General features: G+C 68.6%; 17 protein-coding genes. 6 read left to right on the forward strand and 11 right to left on the reverse strand.

Annotated features, from left to right (window positions below):
* The first annotated feature begins 96 nt into the window (after window positions 1-96).
* The 5 genes from FBR43_RS10505 to FBR43_RS10525 all read left to right on the forward strand — a co-directional run bounded on the left by FBR43_RS10505 (window position 97) and on the right by FBR43_RS10525 (window position 4,759).
* Complete coding sequence (locus tag FBR43_RS10505) at window positions 97-1,254, forward strand: patatin-like phospholipase family protein (RefSeq protein ID WP_136943089.1); 1,158 nt, start codon at window positions 97-99, stop codon at window positions 1,252-1,254.
* A gap of 16 nt (window positions 1,255-1,270) precedes the next feature.
* Complete coding sequence (locus FBR43_RS10510) at window positions 1,271-2,053, forward strand: 3-hydroxybutyrate dehydrogenase (protein WP_136943090.1); 783 nt, start codon at window positions 1,271-1,273, stop codon at window positions 2,051-2,053.
* Window positions 2,054-2,158: 105 nt separating this feature from the next.
* Window positions 2,159-2,773 (forward strand): DUF4893 domain-containing protein, encoded by a 615-nt coding sequence (locus FBR43_RS10515; protein WP_136943091.1) that lies wholly within the window; start codon window positions 2,159-2,161, stop codon window positions 2,771-2,773.
* Window positions 2,773-4,104, forward strand: coding sequence for an amidohydrolase (locus tag FBR43_RS10520; RefSeq protein WP_249276541.1), 1,332 nt, complete (start codon window positions 2,773-2,775; stop codon window positions 4,102-4,104). Before FBR43_RS10515 ends, FBR43_RS10520 begins: the two co-directional genes overlap by 1 nt.
* A 10-nt stretch (window positions 4,105-4,114) precedes the next feature.
* Window positions 4,115-4,759: an HAD hydrolase-like protein gene (locus FBR43_RS10525; RefSeq protein ID WP_136943092.1), complete on the forward strand. Its 645-nt coding sequence runs from the start codon at window positions 4,115-4,117 to the stop codon at window positions 4,757-4,759.
* Here the strand turns inward: FBR43_RS10525 and FBR43_RS10530 are convergent.
* Together FBR43_RS10530 and FBR43_RS10535 are read right to left on the reverse strand one after the other, a co-directional pair.
* The gene (locus FBR43_RS10530) at window positions 4,756-5,136 is read right to left on the reverse strand and encodes an endonuclease domain-containing protein (protein ID WP_136943093.1); all 381 of its coding nucleotides are present in this window, start codon (window positions 5,134-5,136) and stop codon (window positions 4,756-4,758) included. The genes FBR43_RS10525 and FBR43_RS10530 overlap by 4 nt on opposite strands.
* Before the next feature lie 78 nt (window positions 5,137-5,214).
* A complete protein-coding gene (locus tag FBR43_RS10535; RefSeq protein ID WP_136943094.1) occupies window positions 5,215-6,156 on the reverse strand; it encodes a right-handed parallel beta-helix repeat-containing protein in 942 nt (313 codons plus the stop codon).
* A 141-nt stretch (window positions 6,157-6,297) separates the two neighbouring features.
* On the opposite strand from FBR43_RS10535, the gene FBR43_RS10540 reads away from it, so the two are divergent.
* A complete protein-coding gene (locus tag FBR43_RS10540) occupies window positions 6,298-7,359 on the forward strand; it encodes a serine hydrolase domain-containing protein (RefSeq protein WP_136943095.1) in 1,062 nt (353 codons plus the stop codon).
* A gap of 150 nt (window positions 7,360-7,509) precedes the next feature.
* On the opposite strand, the gene FBR43_RS10545 is transcribed toward FBR43_RS10540, so the two are convergent.
* The 9 genes from FBR43_RS10545 to FBR43_RS10585 form a co-directional block, all read right to left on the reverse strand.
* Complete coding sequence (locus tag FBR43_RS10545; RefSeq protein WP_249276542.1) at window positions 7,510-8,547, reverse strand: sensor histidine kinase; 1,038 nt, start codon at window positions 8,545-8,547, stop codon at window positions 7,510-7,512.
* Window positions 8,544-8,990 (reverse strand): response regulator, encoded by a 447-nt coding sequence (locus FBR43_RS10550; protein ID WP_136943096.1) that lies wholly within the window; start codon window positions 8,988-8,990, stop codon window positions 8,544-8,546. The genes FBR43_RS10545 and FBR43_RS10550 overlap by 4 nt, the downstream gene beginning before the upstream one ends.
* Before the next feature lie 5 nt (window positions 8,991-8,995).
* A complete protein-coding gene (locus FBR43_RS10555; RefSeq protein WP_136943097.1) occupies window positions 8,996-10,495 on the reverse strand; it encodes a sensor histidine kinase in 1,500 nt (499 codons plus the stop codon).
* Between the two features lie 39 nt (window positions 10,496-10,534).
* Window positions 10,535-11,446, reverse strand: coding sequence for a flagellar motor protein MotB (locus FBR43_RS10560; RefSeq protein WP_136943098.1), 912 nt, complete (start codon window positions 11,444-11,446; stop codon window positions 10,535-10,537).
* 123 nt (window positions 11,447-11,569) lie between these two features.
* The gene (gene motA / locus FBR43_RS10565) at window positions 11,570-12,433 is read right to left on the reverse strand and encodes a flagellar motor stator protein MotA (protein WP_136943099.1); all 864 of its coding nucleotides are present in this window, start codon (window positions 12,431-12,433) and stop codon (window positions 11,570-11,572) included.
* 213 nt (window positions 12,434-12,646) lie between these two features.
* A complete protein-coding gene (locus FBR43_RS10570; RefSeq protein WP_136943100.1) occupies window positions 12,647-13,528 on the reverse strand; it encodes a flagellin N-terminal helical domain-containing protein in 882 nt (293 codons plus the stop codon).
* An 11-nt stretch (window positions 13,529-13,539) separates the two neighbouring features.
* On the reverse strand, window positions 13,540-14,883 hold the full coding sequence (flgK, locus tag FBR43_RS10575) for a flagellar hook-associated protein FlgK (protein WP_136943101.1): 1,344 nt from the start codon (window positions 14,881-14,883) through the stop codon (window positions 13,540-13,542).
* Window positions 14,880-15,218, reverse strand: coding sequence for a rod-binding protein (locus tag FBR43_RS16480; protein WP_249276543.1), 339 nt, complete (start codon window positions 15,216-15,218; stop codon window positions 14,880-14,882). The genes flgK and FBR43_RS16480 overlap by 4 nt, the downstream gene beginning before the upstream one ends.
* Entirely contained in the window at window positions 15,215-16,318 is a 1,104-nt protein-coding gene (locus FBR43_RS10585; RefSeq protein ID WP_136943102.1) for a flagellar basal body P-ring protein FlgI, read from the reverse strand. Before FBR43_RS10585 ends, FBR43_RS16480 begins: the two co-directional genes overlap by 4 nt.
* Between the last annotated feature and the right edge of the window lie 97 nt (window positions 16,319-16,415).

Here is a 16,415-nt window from a genome sequence, read left to right on the forward strand (position 1 = left end):
AAATGCGCGGACCTGCCTTAGCGTTCAATCACCGCGATACTATTTTCGTAGCCGCGGCGGTTGATGCGGTGCAGCACGCACGCCATCTGCCGGGGGATGGCCGATGCAGACCCCCACAAGCGGCACCGCGCCGCGCGATCGATGCCGCTGCCCGAATGCGTGGCGCTGGTGTTGCAGGGCGGCGGCGCGCTCGGCAGCTATCAGGCCGGCGTGATCGAGGCGCTTGCCGAGGCCGACGTCGCGATCGACTGGGTGGCGGGCATCTCGATCGGCGCGATCAACGCAGCGATCTTCGCCGGCAATCCGCCCGAGCGGCGGATCGAGCGGCTGCGTGCCTTCTGGGACACGGTGACGGCGGGCCTGCCGAGCTTCCCCATCTACGACGATCCGCGCATCCGCGAGTTCGTGCATGAATGGTCGGCGGCGAGCGTAATGACGCAGGGCGTGCCGGGCTTCTTCCGCCCGCGCATGGTGCCGCCGATGTTCGCGCCGCCGGGCAGTTGCGGCGCACTCAGCTTCTACGACAGCGCGCCGCTGGCCGACACGCTCGACGCGCTGATCGACTGGGAGCTCGCCAATGACGGGCCGGTGCGGCTCTCGATCGGCGCGGTCGAGGTCGAGAGCGGCAATTTCCATTATTTCGACAGCCGGCAATGCCGCATCGATGCGCGGCACGTCATGGCATCGGGCGCGCTGCCGCCGGGGCTGCCGCCGGTCGAGATCGACGGCAAATGGTATTGGGACGGCGGCCTCGTCTCGAACACGCCGCTCACGCATGTGCTCGATCATCAGGAAGCACCGACACTGGTGTTCCAGGTCGATCTGTTTTCGGCCACCGCCGATCGCCCGCGCACGCTGATGGACGTGATGAGCCGCGAGAAGGAAATCCGCTATTCGAGCCGGACGCGGCAGGTATCGCGCGAGCGGCTGCGGCTGCGGCAGGAGCGCGAGGCGATACGCCGCGTGCTCGCCAAGCTGCCGCCCGATCTGGCCGACGATCCCGACGTGCTGGCGCTGAAGGGGCAGGCCGCCGAGCTGCCCGTCAGCCTCGTCCACCTCATCCACCGCGCCAATGCGTGGGAAGGCGGCAGCCGCGACTTCGAATTCTCCGAACGTACGATGCGCGACCATTGGGCCGCCGGGCGCGAGGCCATCGCCGAGACGATGGCACAGTCGCAGGTGCTGGCGCAGAATATCGCCGACGGGCGCACCGCCGCCTTCGACCTGACACGCCGCGCGCAGCCGCGCCGCTGACACGAAAGGATATCGCATGTTCCTGAAAGGCAAGTCCGCGCTCGTCACCGGTTCCACCTCGGGTATCGGCCTCGCCTATGCGCGCGTGCTTGCCGGCGCGGGTGCGCATATGATGCTCAACGGCTTCGGCGATGCCGACGCGATCGAGACGATCCGCGCCGAGCTGGCCGAGGCGAGCGGCGGCGAGGCGCTGTACGACGCCGTCGACATGAGCAAGCCCGACCAGATCGCCGCGATGGTCGCGCGCGCGCATGCGGCGTGGGGCGGCCCCGACATCGTCATCAACAATGCCGGCATCCAGCATGTTTGCCCGATCGAGGAGTTCCCGCCCGAGAAGTGGGACGCGATCATCGCGATCAACCTCAGTTCGGCGTTCCACGTGATGCGGGCGGCGGTGCCGCACATGAAGGCGCGCGGCTGGGGGCGCATCATCTCGACCGCGTCGGCGCACAGCCTCGTCGCCAGCCCCAACAAATCGGCCTATGTCGCGGCCAAGCACGGCATTGCCGGGCTGACCAAGACCGTGGCGCTCGAGACGGCGACGCACGGCATCACCGTCAACGCCATCTCGCCCGGCTATGTATGGACGCCGCTGGTCGAGAACCAGATTCCCGACACGATGAAGGCGCGCAACCTGACGCGCGAGCAGGTGATCGAGGATGTGCTGCTGCACGCGCAGCCCACCAAGGAATTCGTGACGCCCGAGCAGGTCGCGGCGCTGGCCTTGTTCCTGTGCCGCGACGAGGCGGCGTCGATCACCGGCGCGAACCTGTCGATGGACGGCGGCTGGACGGCCTGAGCGCCCGCTCGCACGAAAGGCGATCGTAGCGCTTCCCTTCGCGCGCCGAGGCGCTAGGCTCGCGCGATGGGTCGTATCAACAGGTTGCGGGGCACGATCCCGCTGATGTCGTTTCTGATGCTCGGTAGCGCGGTTGCAGGGTGCTCGGGCACGCGCACGGCCGCGCCCGATGCGAGCCCGGCGCCCGCCGCGCTCGACTGGCGGCGCGTCGCGACGGTGGCCGATCGCGATCGGCTGCGGCGCTGGCGCGACGCCTGGACGACGACGCTGCCGGCCGCGCGCGCGGCCGATCCGGCCGGCGTCGCCGCGGCAGGCGATCTGCTCGCGATCGATCGCGCGCTGCCCGGCGCCACGCCGCCGCCCGGCCGCTATCGCTGCCGCGTGCTCAAGCTCGGTGCCGCCGGCACCGGCGCGCGCGCGTTCACCGCCTATCCCTGGTTCGACTGCCATATCGACGATCAGGGCGAAGTGCTGGGCTTCTACAAGGATACCGGATCGCAGCGCCCGGTGGGGCTGATCTTCCGCGACGCGCCCTCGCGCGCGATATTCCTCGGCACGCTGGTGCTGGGCGACGAAGGCGCGCCGCTGCAATATGGGCAGGACGGCGACCGCGACATGGTGGGCGTGGTCGAGCGCGTCGGCGAGCGGCGCTGGCGGCTGGTGCTGCCCTGGCCGCGCTTCGAATCGCAGCTCGACGTGATCGAGCTGGTGCCCGCCTGATGAAGGAGACGAAGATGCTGCGCCTGTTGCTGCTCGCCGGTGCCGCGCTGGCCACCACCCCCGCCGCCGCGCAGGACGACGCCGTGCGCACCGCCACCGCGCGCGCGATGCCGCAGCTGATGACGCTCTATCGCGACCTGCACGCCAGCCCCGAGCTAAGCACCCGCGAGGTACAGACCGCCGCCAAGCTGGCGAAGCTGGCGCGCGCCGAGGGCTTCGCCGTCACCGAGAAGGTGGGCGGCACCGGCGTGGTCGCGGTGCTCGAAAACGGCCCCGGCCCCGTGCTGCTGCTGCGCGCCGACATGGACGGCCTGCCCGTCACCGAAGCGACGGGCCTGCCCTTCGCCTCGAAGGTACGCGCGACGACCGACGAGGGGCGCGAGAGCGGCGTGATGCACGCCTGCGGGCACGATACGCACATGGCCGCCTGGGTGGGCACGATGCGCAACCTGAAGGCGATGCGCGGCCAATGGTCGGGCACGCTGGTGATGATCGCGCAGCCCGCCGAGGAAAAGGGGCTGGGTGCCAAGGCGATGCTCGACGACGGGCTCTACACGCGCTTCCCCAAGCCGCAGCATGTGCTCGCGTTCCACGACAGCGCCAGCCTGAAGGCGGGGCAACTCGGCGTGCGGCGCGGATACACGATGGCCAATGTCGACAGCGTCGACGTGCTGGTGAAGGGCGTGGGCGGGCATGGCGCGGCGCCCGCCTCGACCAAGGACCCGATCGTGCTCGGCGCGCGCATCGTCGGCGCGCTGCAGACGCTGCTGAGCCGCGAGATCGATCCGCAGAACCCTGCGGTGGTGACGGTGGGCAGCTTTGCCGGCGGCACCTCGCACAACGTCATCGGCGACGAGGCGACGCTGCTCATCACCGTGCGCAGCTATGCGCCCGAGGTCCGCAAGCACCTGCTCGACGGCATCGCGCGGATCGCGCGCGGCGAGGCGATCGCCGCCGGGATGCCCGAGGACCGGATGCCCGTGGTGACGATCCGCGACGGCTTCACGCCCGCCGTCTTCAACACCGATGCGATGGCCGACCGCGTCGAGCGCGTGTTCACCAGCCGGTTCGGCAAGGATCGTGTCGAAGCCGTGCCGCCGGGCATGGTGGGCGAGGATTTCTCGCGCTTCTGGCTCGCCGACGAGACGATCGAGAGCGCGTTGTTCTGGGTGGGCGGCGTGCCGGCGGCGAAATGGGATGCGGCGAAGGCGGGCGGTGCCGCCCTCCCCTCGCTCCACAGTGCGACCTGGGCGCCTGATGCCGAGGCAGTGGTATCGACCGCGACCGAGGCGATGACGGCGGCGGCGCTCGACGTGCTGAAGAAGGGCTGATCGCCCCTATATGGCGGCGCCCCGGCTCGTCATCTTCGATTTCGACGGCACGCTTGCGGACAGCGGGCGCTGGTTCCTCGGCATCGTCGATCATCTGGCCGAACGCTACGCGTTCCGGCCCGTCGAGCCGCACGAGGTCGAGGCGCTGCGCGACCGCACGACGCGCGAGGTGATCCGCCATCTGGGCATTCCGGCGTGGAAGCTGCCCTTCATCGCACGCTATGTGCGCAGCCTGTTCGCGCTGCACACGCACGAGGTGTCGCTGTTCGACGGCGTGGGCGCGATGCTCGAGGCGATCGAAGCGGCGGGGGTGCCGATCGCGCTGGTGACGTCGAACGCCGAGATCAACGCGCGGCGTATCCTTGGCGAGCACGCGGCGCGCATCGCGGTGTGGGAATGCGCGGTCTCGCTTTACGGCAAGGCGCCGCGGCTCAGGCGCGTGCTGCGCCGCACGGGCATCGCCGCTGCCGACACGCTCGCGATCGGCGACGAGACGCGCGACATCGAGGCGGCGCGCAAGGTGGGGATGCAGGCCGCCGGCGTGCTGTGGGGCTATGCGAGCGAAGCGTCGCTCATGCGCTGCGGACCCGACCGGCTGTTCGGGTCGCCGGAGGAGGTGGCGGGGCTGTTTGGGGAGAAGGTGGCGGCGAACTAGCTCCCCTCCCTGGAAGGGAGGGGCCGGGGGTGGGTGGAAGCCCGCGTAACGGCATCGTCGATCACCGCCATTACGCCTGGCAGGTTGTAAAATACCTTGCTGTTCCAGAAGCGCAGGACCGTCCAGCCATGGCTTGCGAGATACGCAGTGCGCGCATTGTCGGCGACCGACTGCGATCCATGATGCCCTCCATCCAGTTCGATCGCGATGCGGGCCGATCGGCACGCCAGATCGAGGATGAAATGACCGAATACGAGTTGGCGCGTGAAACGCGGCCGATGCCCGCGCAGCACGTTCCACAGCGCGCGTTCGGCCGGCGTGGCGGCGTTGCGAAGCGCACGGGCATTGTTCGTTAGTTCGGGCGGGATGCGCTGCACGGCTTCGCAGGATAGCGAAGGCCGTGCGGGCGTCCACCCACCCCCGGCCCCTCCCTTCCAGGGAGGGGAGCATCTGGGCTATTGCCGCGCGAACTCGACCATGTTCTTGGCGACCTCGTTGTCGCGCAGGACGAGCTTTTCGCCCGACCAGTCGCGCACGAAGGCGGTTTCGTGTTCGAAGTCGGGGACGGTCCAGGCGCGGTTGGCTTCGATCGCGAGGCCGCCCGAGCGGTTTTCCGCACCTTCGGGCGCGACCGTTATCATCGAGGTCCAGTTGTCCTTGCCCGTCCCCTGCACAAAGCTGTTGAGCGCGATGCGGCCGGTAGCGCCGTTCGACAGGTCGATCATGTAGTTGGTCGCCTGCCCCTTGCTGTCATCGAAGCTGTTGTCGACGATCTCGACGCGGGGGGCGCGGTTCTTAATGTAATGGCCGCCGGTGCCCTGCTCGAAGCGCGAGCGCGTGACCTTGAGGCTGCCATATTCGCCGATGTAGAGCGCGTGCGCGCCCGATCCGTCGGGATGCTTGCCCAGCCGCGCGAAGGTCGACTTGTCGATGGCGATGCTGGCGTTCGGATCGGCGGCTGAGAGAATGCCGCACTGGCCATCGACGAACATCGAGTTGCTGACGGTGAGGTCACCCTGCTCGATGCGGATACCGGCGCCATTGCCGTCGGGCACGAAAGTGCGCGTGAACACGATGCCGTCGACCGCCGCGGCGCGTCCGCGCAACACGAAGGTGGCCTTGTCCTCGCAGATCGCGCCATCGAACACCACCGCGCCCGGCGTTTCGGACACGTAGCTGATCGCGCCGGCTTCCTGCACCACGCATTCGCGGTAGCGGCCGGGCGCTATGCGGATGGTGGCGGTGCTGTTGCCGATCGCCTGCACGGCATCATAGAGGCTGGCGAACACCTGCCCGCTTTCGACGATGGTGAACGGCCCGCCCGATTGCGGGAGCGCGGGGCTTGCGAGCAGGCCGGCGGCAGCGAGGGCGAGAATGGGGCGCATGGCGGGCCTCATGTAAACCGGGCGAGCCGGGGGGAAGGACGGTGCTTCGACAGGCTCAGCACGAACGGAGAAGGATCGGCGCATGATGCGCTTCGCCGCGTTACCATCCGGTTGACGTGGCGCGTCGCACGGCGGCGACCTACATCGCACAGGATGCGTATCCGTAGCTTTGCCGCCCTGCCCGCGCTAGCGCTCGTCGCCTGCGCGCCCGCCAGCTCCGAACCCGAGCGCGAGGCCGCTTCAAGCGTAGAGCCGGCGCGTACCACGGGCCTTGATCGGGCGCTGATGGCGCAGACGGTGGCGGCGGCGCAGCGGCTGCCGCGCCTGCGGTCGCTGCTGGTGCTGCGCGACGGCCAGACGCTCGCCGAGCATCGCTTCAACGGCGGGCCGCCGCTCGACCGGCCGGTGAACATCAAGTCGGCGTCGAAGACGATCCTCGCGACGCTGGCGGGCATCGCGATCGACAAGCGCGTGCTGACGGGCGCCGACCAGCGCGTGGCGCCGCTGCTCGCCGCCGATGCGCCGACCAATCCCGATCCGCGCCTCGCGCGACTGACGGTCGATCATCTCCTGTCGATGCGCGCGGGACTCGAGCGCACCTCGGGCGGCAATTACGGCGCCTGGGTCGCGAGCCCCAACTGGGTGCGCTACGCACTGTCGCGCCCCTTCGTCGAGGAGCCGGGCGGCGCGATGCTCTATTCGACGGGCAGTTCGCACCTGATGTCGGCAGTGCTGACGCGCGCCTCGGGTCGCTCGACGCATGCGCTGGCGAACGAATGGCTTGCCGAGCCGCTGGGCATCCGCATTCCCGAATGGCCGCGCGACCCCCAGGGCATCTATTTCGGCGGCAACGACATGCTGATGTCGCCCAAGGCGCTGGCGCGGTTCGGCGAGATGATTCGCGGCGGCGGGACGATCAACGGGCGGCGCGTGGTGTCGAAGCAGTGGATCGACGCGTCGTGGCAGGCGCGCGCGCGCAGTCCGTGGAGCGGCAACGGCTATGGCTATGGCTGGTTTGTCGAGGATGTGCGCGGCCACCCCTTGCGCTTCGCCTGGGGCTATGGCGGGCAGATGCTCTATCTCGTCCCCGATCTCGGGCTGACGGTGGTGATGACGAGCGACCCCAGCCCGCATCCGCGCAGCGAGAGCCATATCGCCGATCTGCACCGGCTGCTCGCCGACGGCATCGTGCCGGCGGCCGAGCGCGGGGGGTGATGCGCGCCGATTCGGGAAAGGCGCGCGCCCTTTTCCCGTTCGCACTGAGCTTGTCGAAGTGCCGTTTTTCGACAAGAAAAGAAAAGCGGTGCTTCGACAGGCTCAGCACGAACGGTGGTTGGTGACTGTATCTATCAGCCGGGCAATGCCCTACCCTGCGAAGCGCAGGCTGAAGCAGGTGCCGCTGGGCGGCGTGTCGCTGCCGAAGGTGCCGCGCAGGCTGCGTGCCATCGCCTGCACCACGCGCATGCCGAGACCCGTGCCCTCGCTCGCGCCGTCGGGGGGAAGGCCGCAGCCCTCGTCGGACACGCGAACGAGGATGCCGCCATCGGCCTCGCGCGCGAGGCTGACGCAAACCGGCCCCGGATCGCGCTCGCGATAGGCGTATTTAACGGCATTACTGACGAGTTCGGTGACGATGATGCCGATCGACACCGCGCGATCGGCGGCGACGGTCACGGGTTCGGCATCGAGCGTCACGCCGGTCACGCGGCGTTCGGCACCATAGCTCTGCCCGAGCCCCTCGACGAGCGTCGCCAGATAGCCGTCGAGCGCCACGCTGTCGGCACTGTCGGCGGTGTAGAGCGCGCGATGGACCGCGGCGACCGCCTCGATGCGGTGCTGGGTGTCGGCGAGCGCGCGGCGCGCGCCTTCGTCGGCCGTGGCCATCGCCTGCATGTTGACGAAGGCCGAGACGAGTTGGAGGCTGTTGGCGACGCGGTGATCGACCTCGCGCAACAGCGTCTCGAGCCGGGCATTGGCCTCGCGAAGTTCGCGCTCGATCGCGGCGTTGGCGGCGGCGAGGCGGACTTTCTCGAGCGCGGCGTCGAAGCTCTGCGCGAGCAGGTCGAAGAAATCATCGCCCACCGCCTTCACGACATAATCGACAGCGCCCGATTTGAGCGCGGCGATGGCGACGGGCGCCTCGTCGGACCCGGTGACATATACCACGGGCGGCGGATCGGGCAGCGCCTGCACCTGTGCCAGCGTCTCGAGACCGTCCAAGCCAGGCATGTAGTGGTCGATCGCGATCAGGTCGAACCGCCGCTCGCGCGCCATCGCTACGCCCGAGGCGCCGTCACCCGCGGTCGCGACCTCGTAGCCGCGGCGCGCCATCGCGCGCGCGACCAGGCGACGAAGCCCCTCGTCGTCGTCGATATAGAGGATATGGACGGCGCTGCCGCTCAATCGCCGTCACCCGCCTCGGGCACCTGCATCACCGACAGGAACAGCCCCAGTTGCCGGATCGCGTCGGCGAAGCTTTCATAATTCACCGGCTTGGTGATGTAGACGTTGCAGCCAAGATCGTAGCAGCGCTGGATCTCGACCTTGTCGTCGGTGGTGGTCAGCACGACGACGGGCGTGCGCTTCAACCGCTCATGCCCCTTGATGCGGCCGAGAATGTCGATGCCGCTCATGTCGGGCAGGTTGAGATCGAGCAACACCAGCGCCGGACCGTTGATCGCCGGTCCCTCGGGCGCGTGGAACAGATAGTCGAGCGCGGTGGTGCCGTCGGTGAAGTGCCTGATGGTGTTCGAGATGCCCGCGCGGCGGATGTTCTTCTCGATCAGCCGGGCATGGCCCTCGTCGTCCTCGACCATCACGATATTGACGGGCTGCTGGTTGGTCATCGCGATCATTCCGTCTGCGTAAGTGTGTGGGGAAGCGAAAGCCTGAAGGTCGAGCCCTCGTCAAGTGTCGACGTTACCTCGATAAGTCCGCCAAGCCGGTAGGCGAGCGCGCGCACATGCGCTAGGCCGATCCCCTCGCCCGGCCGGTCCTGGGCACCCGATCGGCGAAACAGCTCGAAGATGCGTTCGTGATCGCGCGGCTCGATCCCGCGGCCATTGTCGATGACGTCATAGGCGATGCGCGTGCCGATGCGCCGCCCCTCGACGCGAACGATGGTGGGGCGGCCGGGCTTGCCGTACTTGATCGCGTTCTCGACGAGGTTCGATAGAATCTGCTCGATCGCCACGCGGTCGCTGACGATATCGGGCATGTCGCCCACCTCGATCGTGGCGCCGGCATCGGCGGCGCGCTGGTGCAGCGTGGCGGCAATGTCCCCAACCAGCGCGCGCATCGCCAGCGGCTCGGGCGTCAGGCGCCGCCGCCCCTCGCGCGACAGCCGCAGGATGGCGTTGATGAGCCGGTCCATCTTCTGCGTCGAAGTGCGGATGAAGCCGATCGCCTCGGGCAGATCCTCCTCGACCGCGAGCATCACCTCGGGCGAGCGACTGTCGGGATCGCGCTCGAACTCTTTGGCGAGATGATCGGCGATGGTCTTGCGCGCGGCATCGAGCTCGGCGGTGAAGCCCATGACGTTGACGAGCGGCGAACGCAGATCGTGGCTGACGATATAGGCGAAACGCTGGATCTCGGCATTGGCGCGCTGAAGCTCGGCAGTGCGCTCGCTCACCACGCCTTCGAGATCGCTGTTGAGCCGCGCGAGCTGGCGCCCCGTCGCGGAGAGCGCGCGCGTGTAGCGCAGCAGGATCATCGCGACGCCGGCGACGACGGCGAGCAGCAGCACGGCGACCAGCGCGAACACCGCGTTGAGCACCCACAGGCTGCGCTGCTGCTCGGCATTGCGCGCGGCGAGCAGGCGGCGCTCCTCGGCGAGCATTTCGGCGGCGATCGCGCGTGTGCGGAAAGTGGCGTCGGTCGCCGGATCGCTGGCGAAACCCGTCATCGCCACGGCGCGCTGGCCGCTGCGGACCAGCGCCACGGTACGCACGAGATCGGCAGTGCGCACATCGTCGAGCTGTCGCAGCGCTGCGACACGGCGACGCTGCGCCGGATTGTCGCGCGTCAGCGTCTCGAGCCGTGCGAGCGCGGCGGGCAGCACCGTGGCCGATCGATCGAATACCGCCAGGAAGCGCGGCTCGGCGCTCAGCAGATAGCCGCGCCGCGCGGTCTCGACGCGCTCGCTGTAGGTGGCGACGCGCTGGATCAGCTCCTGCACCGCGAGCGTATGCTCGACGCGCGCGCCGTTCTGCGCGGCACGCTGCTGCGCCCAGATCGCCACGCCGACGGCACTTGCGAGTGCGAGCAGCCCGAGCGCGAGCAGCCCGACCAGGATATGCATGCGCAGGCCCGTCGCGGGGCGTGCGGTGTCGGTCGGCTCGCTAGTCATGCAGCGCGCTCGCCACGATGCGCGAGCGCGGTCAAGCGGTTATTTGCCGAACTCGCCGCGGCGATACAAAAGGGTGATCGCGACACGGCGGTTGCGCGGATCGGCGGGGTTGTCGGCGATCATCGGCTCACGATCGGCGACCCCCTCGATCCGCTCGAACCGCGCCTCGGCGACGCCGCCGGCGGCCAGCCGCCGCCGCGTCGCTTCCGAGCGGCCCGACGAGAGCATCCAGTTGTTCATGTCGAGCGGGTTGCCATAGCCGAGCGCATCGGTGTGGCCGCGGATCATGATCGGATTTTCCATGTCGCGGATCGAAGTCGCAATCAGACCGATCAGGTCGTCGGCGTCGGATACGAGCGCGGTGGTGCCGAGGTCGAACATCGAATATTTGGCGTCGTCGACAAGGTCGATGCGCATGCCGTCGCGCGTCTGGACGAAGCGGACGTGGCGCGCGAGCTTGGCGAGCTTGCCGTCGCTCTGCATCTTGGCCTGCAAGGTGGCGCGCATGCGGCTGAAATTCTTGCGGTCCTCGGCGGCCAGCGCCGCCTTGTTCTTGAGCGATCCCTTCTCGCCGGTGCCCACCGACTTGCCGCCCTCGGCGCCCGCCGGCACGGTGAGCGAGCGCGTGCCCGTCTGGCCGGCACGATGGGGGTAATTGTCGGGGTCGGTAAGGCTCGATCCGCCGAACAGGCCGTTCGAGCCGGCGCTGTTCTGCTTGAACTCGACGAGGGTGGGCGCGAAATAATCGGCAAGCGCTTTGCGCTGCTTCTCGTTGGTCGCGCCCAGCAGCCACATCAGCAGGAAGAATGCCATCATCGCGGTGACGAAATCGGCGTACGCGACTTTCCACGCGCCGCCGTGATGGCCGCCATGCCCTTCGACATAGACCTTCTTGACGATGATCTTCGGTGGCTGGTTGTTGCCGTGCGGCGCGCGTGCGGGACCGGGCATCTATCGGGCGCCTCCGGCGCAGCGGCACCGGCCCGCTCCCCCACCCGGCCACCCACAAGAGTAGCCTGGCTGGGTGGCCGGGCGGGGGAGCGGGCCGGCGCCGATTTCAAAGGACTCAGCCACTTACCTTCCCCGCAATCCGTCGAACACCTCGGCGAAGCCGGGCTGGTTGTGGTGGGCGATGCCCGAGCGTGCGGCCTCGATCACCAGCGGCTGCGGATGGCCGTGGAGCGAGGCGATGATGATCTGCTTGATCGTGTGATAGATCGCGGCGTCGGCGTCGATCACCTGTTGCAGTCGCGTCGCGAGCGGGCCGACGATGCCATAGGCGAGCAGCACGCCGAGGAACGTGCCGACCAGCGCCGAGCCGATCATGCCGCCGAGGATCGCGGGCGGTTTGTCGATCGACCCCATCGTCTTGACCACGCCGAGCACCGCGGCGACGATGCCGAGCGCGGGCAGCGCATCGGCGAGGCCCTGGAGTGTCGTCTGCGGCCCCTGCACTTCGTGGTGGTGCGTCTTGATGGCGTTGTCCATCACCTCCTCGACCGCGTGCACGTCGAGCGTGCCCGACGACACCACGACAAGGCGCAGCGTATCAGCGATGAGGTTGGTGAGCGAGTGGTCGGCGAGCAGGCGCGGGAACTCGGCGAAAATCTCCGACGATTTGGGATCCTCGACATGCGGTTCGAGCGCGATCGGCCCTTCGACGCGCAGCATCTTCATCAGCTTCGAGACGAGGAAGATCGCGTCGAGATAATCCTGCTTCTTGTATTTGGGGCCTTTGACGGCCTTCATGAAGCCGCCGCCCAGCGCCTTCAGCTCGAGCATCGAATTGCCGATGATGAGCGCGCCCACCGCGGCACCGCCGATGATGAGCATCTCGTGCGGAAGCGCGTGCATGACTGGGCCGAGCGCACCGCCGGTGATGGCGAAGCCGCCGAACACCATCGCGATCAGCACGACGAATCCGATCAGGACGAACATGGACCCCCCAACATCGACACTGCGATCCTCCCGAAAGGTTGAACGACCGCCAACCACGATCCTTGACGGCGATGGGTCGAGAAATGGTTACCGGGGTGCAGAAAAATGCCGGATCGTCGCCCCAGCGATAGCTGGGGCCTCATGCCGAAAGTGCGCCCGACCGCACGAGCCCCCAGCCTTCGCTGGGGCGACGCAAGTGAAGATCAGCGCGCGTCAGCGCAGCTGGTCGAACAGCGACAGGCTGGAAAGGCGGGTGAAGGTGGACTGGGTGGCCTGCAGGATGGTGAGCGTCTTCTGCAGCTCGGTGATCGCGGCGCTGATGTCGACATCCTCGAGGCTCGATCGCGCTTCCTCGCGCGCGAGCCCGACATCGCCCAGCCGCTCCATCTCCATGTCGAGACGGAAGGCGCGCGCGCCCACGCTGCTGCGCGTCGTCGAGACCTGATCGAGTGCTGCGTCGATGCCGCCGATCGCATCGGCCATCGCATCCTTGACGTTGCCGCCTTCGTGCAGCGCCGCCGCCATCGCCTGAAGCGTAGAGAACATGGCGCCGAGCGTGGCGTCGCCGGCTTCGGACACCTGCATCGCGGTGCCGTCGCCGATGGGGATGGTCGCTCCCGCCGCGCCGCCTACATAGGCGATCGCGCCATCGGCGCCGCGCGCGAAGGCGGCATCGGCGCCGCCGCCGAAGATCGGCTGGCCGCGCAGGTCGCGCGTGTTGGCGAGCGCCATCAGATCGGCGAGCATCCCGTCGATCGCGCCGGCGATGCCCGCGCGGTCGCCGTCGTTGAGCGTGTCGCTGCCGGCCTGGATCGCGAGCTCGCTCGCACGCTGCAAATGCTGCTCGATCGCGGCGAGCGTGGTGTCGGTTTGGCCGAGAATACCCTGCGCCAGCGTGATGTTGGTCTTGGCGGCGGCATCGTCGGCGGTGCCGCGCGCGAGCGTCGCCAGCCGCTGGTGCGCGCCGGCATCGTCCGATGGCCGCTCGATGCGCTTGCCCGTGGCGATCTGCGTCTGGAGCGTGTCGGCACTGCCCGAGAGCTGCGCCATCTGGAGCGTCGATCGGGCGAAAAACTGGTTGGTCGAAACGCGCATCGGATGCCCCTTCAGCGGATGTCGAGGATCGACTGGATCGCTTCGCTGGCGATCTGGATCACGCGGCTCGATGCCTGATAGGCCTGCTGGAAGCGCATCAGATCGACGGCTTCCTCATCGAGATTGACGCCGCTCAGCGCGCCGCGCGCGGCAAGGGCCGAGGTGCGGATCGCATCCTGCGCCTGCGCGACCACGCGCCGCCCGTCGATCGCGGCGGCGTTGACGCCGACCTGCTCGACCAGCCGGTCTTCAAAGCCTCCGCTATCGCGCAATGCGGCGAGCGCGGCTATGTTGCCATTGTCGCGCGCGCCGGCCCCCGCGCTCGCGGCGGCGATGCCGCGTGGATCGCCGAGCACCATCTGCATCTGCGAGGCGCGCTCGCCGGCGAACCAATCGCCGCCCGGTGCGCCGGCCATGTCCTCGCCGCCCGCCTGCACGGCGTTGACCGAAACGACGAAATCGGCGGCCAGCGTATCGACCGCGGCGAGCGCATCGACGACGCGCGCGACGCCATCGACGAGGCCGGCAAGCTTGCCGCCATTGGCCGGCGCCACGGCGGTCTGTCCCGCACGCTGTACCGAGATGCTTGCCGCCCCCTCGGCATTGCGCGCAAAGGTCACGTTTCCGGCCTGGTCGCCCGCGACGAGCAGCGGCCCGCCGGCGCTGCCGGCACGGACGCTGGCGCGGCCGGCGGTGTCGTACTGCACGTCGAGGTCGATGAGCGCGCTCATCTCGCCGAGCAGCCGGTCGCGCTCGTCGAGCAAAGATGCCTGGCCGGCGCTCCCCGCGCTCGTGCGGCTGAGCCCGGCATTGACGCGCGCGATGCCGGCCGCGAGCGAAGTAAGCGACTGCGCCGCAAGCCCCGCTTCGGCATCGAGATCGGCAAGCGCCGCCTCGAGCGACGAGCCCGTCGAGCGGAAGCTCGCGGCAAGCGCGGAGGCCTGTTCGAGCATCACCGCACGCGGCGCGGTGGCCGAAGGATCGGCAGCGACGGCCTGGCCGGCGTTGAAGAAGGCCGCGAGCCGATCGTCGAGCGCGCTCATCGTTAGCGCACCCTCGATCCGGTCGAGCCAGACGAGGCCGGTGTCGGTGCGCGCGGCATCGGCCTCGGCGGTGCGCACCGCGGCTTCGCGGAACATGTCGGCCGCGCGCGCGACGCCGGTGATGGCGACGCCGCTGCCGGCGATCGCATTGCCCGTGAGCAGCCCCGCGCCCGCGCCGGTTACTTCGCGCTGCTGCGCGGTCCGGCGGACATAGCCGGCAGTGCCGGCGTTGACGATATTCTCCGACGTGGTGGTGAGCGCGCCCTGATAGGCACGCACGCCGCTCGCGCCGATCGCCAGCATGTTGCTCATGGCGCGGCGCCTTCGGCGAGCGGGCTGGCGGGATCGGCCAGCGTCGGCTGGTTGCGCGACAGGAACTCGGTCATCGCCTTGCCGATGCCGATGGGGGCATGGACCGCCATCGCCTTGGAAAGCTGCTGGTCCTGCATGTCGCGGAATTGATCGATCGCATTTGAACTGAATAACGGCTCGGCGAGCGAAGCCTTGCGCATCGATTGCAGCATCATGCCGATGAACAGGCTTTCGAACTGCGCTCCCGCCTGATCCAGGTTCTCGCGCGTCGCCAGCCGCGCGGTATCGGTCGATACCGTCGGCTGGTGGACTGCGGGGAGCGTGGGGATCGTCACAGGATGACGAGCTCGGCCTTGAGCGCGCCGGCTTCCTTGAGCGCTTCGAGGATGGCGACGAGGTCGGCGGGCGACGCGCCGATGGCGTTCACCGCCTTCACCACATCGGCGAGCCTGGGGCCGGGATCGAGCAGGAACATCGGCTTCACTTCCTCCTCGATACCGACCGAACTTTGCTGCTCGATCACCGTCTGCCCGTCGCTGAACGGGGCGGGCTGGCTCACGCGCTGCGCTTCATCAATACGAACGGTAAGTTTACCATGCGTTACCGCAGCCGGGCTGACGCGCACCGCCGAGTTGATGACCACGGTACCGGTGCGCGCGTTGACGATGACGCGCGCGGCGGCTTCGGCCGCGTCGACGGTCAGGTTCTCGATCTCGCCCATCAGCCGCGTGCGCAGCTCGGCACCGGCGGGGGCTGCGACCGTCACCGACACTGCATCGACCGCCTGTGCGACGCCGCCGCCGTAGCGCGCGTTGATCGCGGTCGCCACGCGCTGCGCGGTGGTGAAGTCGGCGCGTGCGAGGTTCCACGTCAGATAGGGGCTGCTGGCGAAGCCGGTATCGACCGCGCGCTCGACGGTGGCACCATCGGGGATGCGGCCGGAGGAAGGCACGTTTACGACGATCTTCGAGCCATCGGCGCCCTCGGCCCCCAGCCCGCCGACCGCGAGGTTGCCCTGCGCCATCGCATAGATCTGACCATCGGCGCCGATCAGCGGCGTGAGCACCAGCGATCCGCCGCGCAGCGACTTGGCGCGCCCCATCGAGGCGACGACGATATCGATCCGCTGGCCGGGCTTGGCGAAGGCAGGCAGCTCGGCGGTAATCATCACCACCGCCGAGTTCTTGAGCGCGGGATTGATGTTGGGCGGCAGCTGGAAGCCGAAGCGGCTGGTGACGCCCTTCATCGACTGGATGGTATATTCGAGATTGTCATCGCCGGTGCCCGGCAGGCCGACGACGATGCCGTAGCCGGTGAGCTGGTTCGAGCGGATGCCCTGGAAGCGGCCGAGATCCTTGACGCGCTCGGCCAGGGCGGGCGTAGCGGTGAGGAAGGCAAAAGCCACGATCAGTGCGAGCGAATACAGCCGAAACATGATGGGGCTCCACATCGAGAATATTAAAGGCCGTTCGCCCTGAGGTTGTCGAAGGGCGGCCTGCACGTCTCCCGCACGCCACCGTCGGGCGAACGTG

This window comes from Sphingomonas baiyangensis, assembly GCF_005144715.1.
Lineage (GTDB): Bacteria > Pseudomonadota > Alphaproteobacteria > Sphingomonadales > Sphingomonadaceae > Sphingomonas > Sphingomonas baiyangensis.

Bases quoted from the DNA above. Each gene is read 5' to 3' on its own strand.
- FBR43_RS10505 (WP_136943089.1), top strand. From the start codon at position 97: ATGGCCGATGCAGACCCCCACAAGCGGCACCGCGCCGCGCGATCGATG.
- FBR43_RS10510 (WP_136943090.1), top strand. From the start codon at position 1,271: ATGTTCCTGAAAGGCAAGTCCGCGCTCGTCACCGGTTCCACCTCGGGT.
- FBR43_RS10515 (WP_136943091.1), top strand. From the start codon at position 2,159: ATGTCGTTTCTGATGCTCGGTAGCGCGGTTGCAGGGTGCTCGGGCACG.
- FBR43_RS10520 (WP_249276541.1), top strand. From the start codon at position 2,773: ATGAAGGAGACGAAGATGCTGCGCCTGTTGCTGCTCGCCGGTGCCGCG.
- FBR43_RS10525 (WP_136943092.1), top strand. From the start codon at position 4,115: ATGGCGGCGCCCCGGCTCGTCATCTTCGATTTCGACGGCACGCTTGCG.
- FBR43_RS10535 (WP_136943094.1), bottom strand. From the start codon at position 6,156: ATGAGGCCCGCCATGCGCCCCATTCTCGCCCTCGCTGCCGCCGGCCTG.
- FBR43_RS10540 (WP_136943095.1), top strand. From the start codon at position 6,298: ATGCGTATCCGTAGCTTTGCCGCCCTGCCCGCGCTAGCGCTCGTCGCC.
- FBR43_RS10550 (WP_136943096.1), bottom strand. From the start codon at position 8,990: ATGACCAACCAGCAGCCCGTCAATATCGTGATGGTCGAGGACGACGAG.
- FBR43_RS10555 (WP_136943097.1), bottom strand. From the start codon at position 10,495: ATGACTAGCGAGCCGACCGACACCGCACGCCCCGCGACGGGCCTGCGC.
- FBR43_RS10560 (WP_136943098.1), bottom strand. From the start codon at position 11,446: ATGCCCGGTCCCGCACGCGCGCCGCACGGCAACAACCAGCCACCGAAG.
- motA (WP_136943099.1), bottom strand. From the start codon at position 12,433: ATGTTCGTCCTGATCGGATTCGTCGTGCTGATCGCGATGGTGTTCGGC.
- FBR43_RS10570 (WP_136943100.1), bottom strand. From the start codon at position 13,528: ATGCGCGTTTCGACCAACCAGTTTTTCGCCCGATCGACGCTCCAGATG.
- flgK (WP_136943101.1), bottom strand. From the start codon at position 14,883: ATGAGCAACATGCTGGCGATCGGCGCGAGCGGCGTGCGTGCCTATCAG.
- FBR43_RS10585 (WP_136943102.1), bottom strand. From the start codon at position 16,318: ATGTTTCGGCTGTATTCGCTCGCACTGATCGTGGCTTTTGCCTTCCTC.